The organism is Azoarcus taiwanensis (genome assembly GCF_012910885.1).
Classification (GTDB): Bacteria; Pseudomonadota; Gammaproteobacteria; order Burkholderiales; family Rhodocyclaceae; genus Azoarcus_F; species Azoarcus_F taiwanensis.
Window position 1 is genome coordinate 1 of the sequence record NZ_WTVM01000204.1, and the last position, 5,017, is coordinate 5,017.

A 5,017-nucleotide genomic window follows, 5' to 3' on the forward strand; every position below is an offset into this window, starting at 1 on the left:
CATTAAGGCCAGGTCTCCTCTCTTCCTCCCTGACGGCGGGCATCGCAACGACCAGGTTCGACTAATCGAACGGTTTCGTCGCGATTACACCCTGGCGGTGCTCGTCATGTGCGCTGGGGTAGCAGTCGTCTGGTTACTCCCGTTCGCAGTGTATCGAGCATGGCTGGGAAACTGGGTTGCTATGGCCAACGATGTGGGCCTGTCCATGGTGCTCCTTGCCTGTGCATGGAGAGCATGGCGCACCGGTGACACCCGCCTGTCGGGTTGGATTGTGGCGCTGTCGGTTGTCGTCAGCTTATGGCTTATAGGATATTCCGCGCGTTTTGCCGCATTATTCTGGACTTTTCCGGGCGTTTTGATCCTGTTCTTTCTGGTGCCGCCACGCGCCGCAATCATGCTCGGTCTGCTCTCCATCGCCGGAGCAGCGTCTCTTTCCTGGCACGAGCTGGGGGGCGGCGAAGGTTTGCCATTTTTCGTTTTCACGACGGTATTCACCGCCATTCTTGGCTTCGTGACCTCGCAACAAGCACAACACCGTATCGCCAACTGGCGATCGCTCAGCCTGCTGGACCCGCTGACTGGCATCGGCAACCGAAGGCAACTGGAGTTCGACTTCGAGCAACTTGGCGCTTGGGGCCGAGAGGGCGTGATCGCGGCACTCGACCTGGACCACTTCAAGCGCATCAATGACGAGTGCGGGCACGAAACCGGCGACGCGGTACTTCGCACCTGGGCAAGTACCGTCCAGGCCGAGTTGCGTCGCAGCGACAGACTGTATCGTCTCGGCGGCGAGGAATTCCTGCTGTGGATGCCCGATATTGATACCGCACAGGCCGAAGCCGTTTTTCAGCGGCTCCGAACGGCTACGTCAGAGCGAGTAAAGGTGAACGGCCGATCCGTCACCTGTTCCGCTGGCGCGATCCGGATACAGCCCGGCGAAAACTGGCAACAAGCACTCGCGCGCGCCGACGAAGCGCTCTACGAGGCGAAACAGGCTGGCCGAGACCGGCTGGTGCTCGCCGCAGGGTGAAACCTGAGCAGCGCCTCCGACCGACTCAATCAGGTCGTACCCGCACCCCGTCGGCCACCCGGTCGCCCGGGTGTGTCACGATGACATCTCCCTCCGCAAGGCCAGTACGGACCTCGGTGATCAGGCCGGCCCGGCGGCCGGGTTCAACGCTCCGAACGCGGGCCCGGCCTTCCTCGACGACGAAGACCGACCAGCGATCGTCGTACCGGAACAGCGCGCTGGTCGGGATCTGCAACACGTTTTCGCCCTGCCACAGCACGAACTCGGCCTCGACACGAAAGCCGACACCCAGGTGTGCGGAGGCCTGGGCGAGATCGTCGAAATCGATGATCACGGGCACCCGCTGCTCGTCCACACCCAAAGCCGAAGTCCGGGTGAAACCGGCCGGATCGACGCGCCTGACCCGACCTTCCAGCACCGCCTCGCCGCCATAGCCGGTGACGCGGACCGGCATCTGGGGCCGCACGCGCACCGCGTCCATGGACAACAGGTCGACCTGGATCTCGAGGTCGGCAAGATCGCCGACGACCAGGATCGGCTCACCGGCACCGATCGCCCCTTCACAACAGCGATAGCGCTGCAGAACCACGCCGGCAACCGGTGCGCGGACGTCCAGCCTGAGTTGTTCGTCCGTCGCCCGCTCGCCGCTGCCGATGTTGATCGCCGCGCGCGCGGTGTCCACCTCAAAACGTGCAACGTCCACCGCATATGAAGCCGCGCTGGCCAGTGCTCGCTGACGGTCGCGCTCGCTCTGGCGACGCTCGATCTCCGTCGGGGCAATCAGATTGCGGTCGAAGAGTTGCCGGTAGCGATCGTACTCGGCCTCGGCAAAGCGCGCCTCGGCGCGTGCGGTGAGCAGGTTGGCCTGCGCGCTGCGCAAGCGGGCTTCGGCCGCCGCAAGCTGATCCCGGGCCTGCTCGAGGCTGCGGGCGTCGAGTGCCGGCGTCGGCATGGCTTCGAGTGTCGCCACGACCTGATCGAGCGACACCCGGTCGCCCACTTCCAGGCCAACTCTCTGCAGGTAGCCGGATATCGGCGCCGACACCGTATACGTGTCGCGCAGGCGGGTGCGGCCTTCGTCGCTCACCGATTCGACAAACCGGCCGACGTCCACACGGCTCGTGCTCACCGGCACCGGCGCAGGCGCCAACGCCCACGCCAGCAGGCCAATGCCCGCCAGCACCAACACGACCGTGACGACTCGACTGCGTATTCTCATTGCATCCATTCCCGTGGTCCGGCCATACCGGCGGCCCAACTCCACCCGTGCTCCGAAGCCATGCCCGTAGACTACTCCACCGCCTTCAGCACCGACACTTTGTCGAGCCTGCCGAGCCGGCGCAGCATCATCAGCCCGGCCAGCAAGGAAGCCACCAACACCCCCGCGGCCGCAAACGCGTAGGCGCGTGGTGCGATGACAAGAGGCACCCTGAACAGGTCGGTACTGTAGACCTGATTGATCGCCAGGCAGAATCCGGCCCCGACCAGCCAGCCGACCGGCACGGCCACCAGGGTCAGGGCCCCGATCTCGCCGAGCAGGATCCAGCCGGTCTGCAAGCGCGAATAGCCCAGCACCTCCAGGGTGGCCAGTTCGCGGGCACGCTCGGCGAAGGTGATCCGCGCATTGTTGTAGACCACCGCGAAGGCGATCGAACAGGCCAGCAGCACGAATACCAGCGCGAACATCTGAATGGTGTCGCCCATGTACTCACGAATGTCGCGTTCGGCGTCGGACATCATGCCGATGCTCGCCACACCCGGGAGTCGCCCCAGCCGGTCGAACAACGCCGCCTCGCGCTCACGCTCACTGAGCAACCAGGCCCCGCTTACCGCCGGCCCCTCGCGCATTGCGCGATTCAGCGCCTCGCGTGCCATGTATGCACCGACCCCGATCGGTTCGTCGACCACCCCCGCCAGCGGAATGGTCAGGGTACGACGGTGTCCCTCCAGGATTTCCACCACCACCGGATCACCAACGGCGAGACCGAGATCGGTCGCGAGGTAGTCGGTGAGGAGCAGCCCCTCGGATGGCAGGTGCTGCGGGCGTCGCTGACGATCAAGCAGGAGTCGCAATTGCGGCTCGGGGTCCATGCCGAGAATGGACGTCGAGTAGCGGCGATGTCCGGAGACCAGTCGCACCGGCACGCTGCGGTAGGTCTCGACCGCAAGCACGCCTGGTTCGTTGCGCAGTTCCGCCTCGACACGGGCCGGCGTCGGGTTGCTGAAGACCAGATGGACGTCCATGCGCTGAACCAGACGGTACTGCGTGTCGATCATGTGGTCGACCGCGTCGAGCTGATACGCCCCCATCATCAGCAGACCGGCCGACATGCCGATCCCCGCCACCGACAGCGATGCCTTGACCGGGTGCCGGCTAAGATTGCGAAAGATGATTCGGCCGGGCGCATCGAGCAGCCGTCCCAGCACGGCCCGCTCGAACCAGCCGCGCCTGAAGCTGGCCGGTGGCTCCGGTCGCATGGCCTCGGCCGGTGGTCGGGCAACCGCCTGCCAGACCGCACGCGCGGTGCCAAGCAGGGCAGCCCCGCCCGCGACTGCCAGCGCCAGCGCCGCCACCCAGGGCTGTACCCGCAGGCTCATGTCGGGAAAGCGGAAATACTCCGCGTAGAGCTCGATGAGCCAACCGGCCCACCAGGCCCCAAGCACCACACCGACCGCCCAGCCTGCAAGGACGATCAGTGCGGTCAGCATGCCGTAATGCGTCGCCACCTCGAGATTCGTGTAGCCGAAGGCCTTCAGCACCGCCAGTTGTTCGCGCTGAGTGCGGATGATTCGGCTCATCACCACGTTGAGAAGAAAGGCCGATACCAGCATGAAGATGGTGGGCAGGATCGCAGCCTGGGCGCGCAACTGCTGCAGTTCCTCATGCAGGAAGCGATGCGACTGCTGCTCATAGCGCCCGTTTGCCATGACCAGGCCGTAGCGCCCCAGCGCCTGCTCAAGCGCATCGATCACCTCCGCTTCGCGGGCACCAGCCTGCAGGCCGACCAGCACGTTATTGAAGGCACCGTCCATGCCGTAGGCGCGCGCAAGTGCCCTGCGGTTCATCCACACGATGGCGTAGCGACGGTAATCCGGCAGCAGGTCGGTCGGGGCGGCCTGGTAGATGAACTCGGGGCTCAACGCGACGCCGGTGATTCGCAGCCTGGTCAGGCGGCCGTCGATGATGGCGGAGATCGTGTCGCCGGCGCGCAGGCCGTGCGCCCCGGCAAAGGCATCGCTGACCACCGCCTGGTCTGCCCGCCCGGATTCCGGCAGGCTGCCTTCGCGCAGGTAGAGCTGATTGAGGAGCGGCTGGCGGCCGTCCGGAATCGACACCAGCAGCCCACGCACCGGATCGTCGAACCCGGGTACTTCCAGGCGCACCGGCGCCTTGACCCGGGTCTCGAGACGATTCACGCCGGGAATCTCTCTCAAGCGCTCGGCCATGCCCTCCGGCGCGCGCTTGAGATCCGCGAAAACGTCAGCGAAGTGATGATCCTCGTAAAAGGCGCGCTGCGTGTCGCGCAAGGCATCGAGACTGGTCACCGAGATCATCAGCGTCATCACGCCCGCTGCGATCACCATCGCGATCGCCGCCGCCTGTCCCTTCATCCGGCCGAGGTCTCGCAACAGCTTGCGGTCGAGCGCACGCATCCTGCCGCCCCTACCAGCGGATCTCGCTCGCCGGGCGACGGGTCGCATTGCGCTCCACCGACTCCACCCGCCCGTCATGCAACCTCACCACGCGGTCGGCCATCTCGCCGATCATCGCGTTGTGGGTGATGATCGCGACCGTGGTGCGCATCTCCCGGTTGATGTGTTCCAGGGCCTCAAGCACGCGGATGCCGGTCTTCGAATCCAGTGCGCCGGTGGGCTCGTCGCACAGCAGCACCTCGGGCTGCTTGGCGATCGCCCGCGCAATCGCCACCCGCTGCTGCTCGCCCCCGGACATCTGCGAAGGAAAGTGGTCCATGCGCTCACCTAGCC

4 protein-coding genes are annotated in these 5,017 nt (G+C 65.6%); 1 reads left to right on the top strand and 3 read right to left on the bottom strand.

What is annotated here, in order from left to right; all coding sequences use genetic code 11:
• A partial coding sequence (locus GPA21_RS19275) for a GGDEF domain-containing protein (protein ID WP_211163715.1) occupies window positions 1-1,030 on the top strand: 1,030 nt, incomplete at its 5' end.
• Window positions 1,031-1,055: 25 nt separating this feature from the next.
• On the opposite strand, the gene GPA21_RS19280 is transcribed toward GPA21_RS19275, so the two are convergent.
• The 3 genes from GPA21_RS19280 to GPA21_RS19290 all read right to left on the bottom strand — a co-directional run.
• A complete protein-coding gene (locus GPA21_RS19280) occupies window positions 1,056-2,249 on the bottom strand; it encodes an efflux RND transporter periplasmic adaptor subunit (RefSeq protein WP_168989699.1) in 1,194 nt (397 codons plus the stop codon).
• 71 nt (window positions 2,250-2,320) lie between these two features.
• Window positions 2,321-4,684 (bottom strand): ABC transporter permease, encoded by a 2,364-nt coding sequence (locus GPA21_RS19285; protein WP_168989700.1) that lies wholly within the window; start codon window positions 4,682-4,684, stop codon window positions 2,321-2,323.
• Window positions 4,685-4,694: 10 nt separating this feature from the next.
• Window positions 4,695-5,017: ATP-binding cassette domain-containing protein (locus GPA21_RS19290; RefSeq protein ID WP_168989701.1), on the bottom strand; the 323-nt coding region annotated here is incomplete at its 5' end.

What these genes read in the sequence shown, in the direction of transcription:
- GPA21_RS19285 (WP_168989700.1), bottom strand. Translation starts at nt 4,684, where the DNA reads ATGCGTGCGCTCGACCGCAAGCTGTTGCGAGACCTCGGCCGGATGAAG.
- GPA21_RS19280 (WP_168989699.1), bottom strand. Translation starts at nt 2,249, where the DNA reads ATGAGAATACGCAGTCGAGTCGTCACGGTCGTGTTGGTGCTGGCGGGC.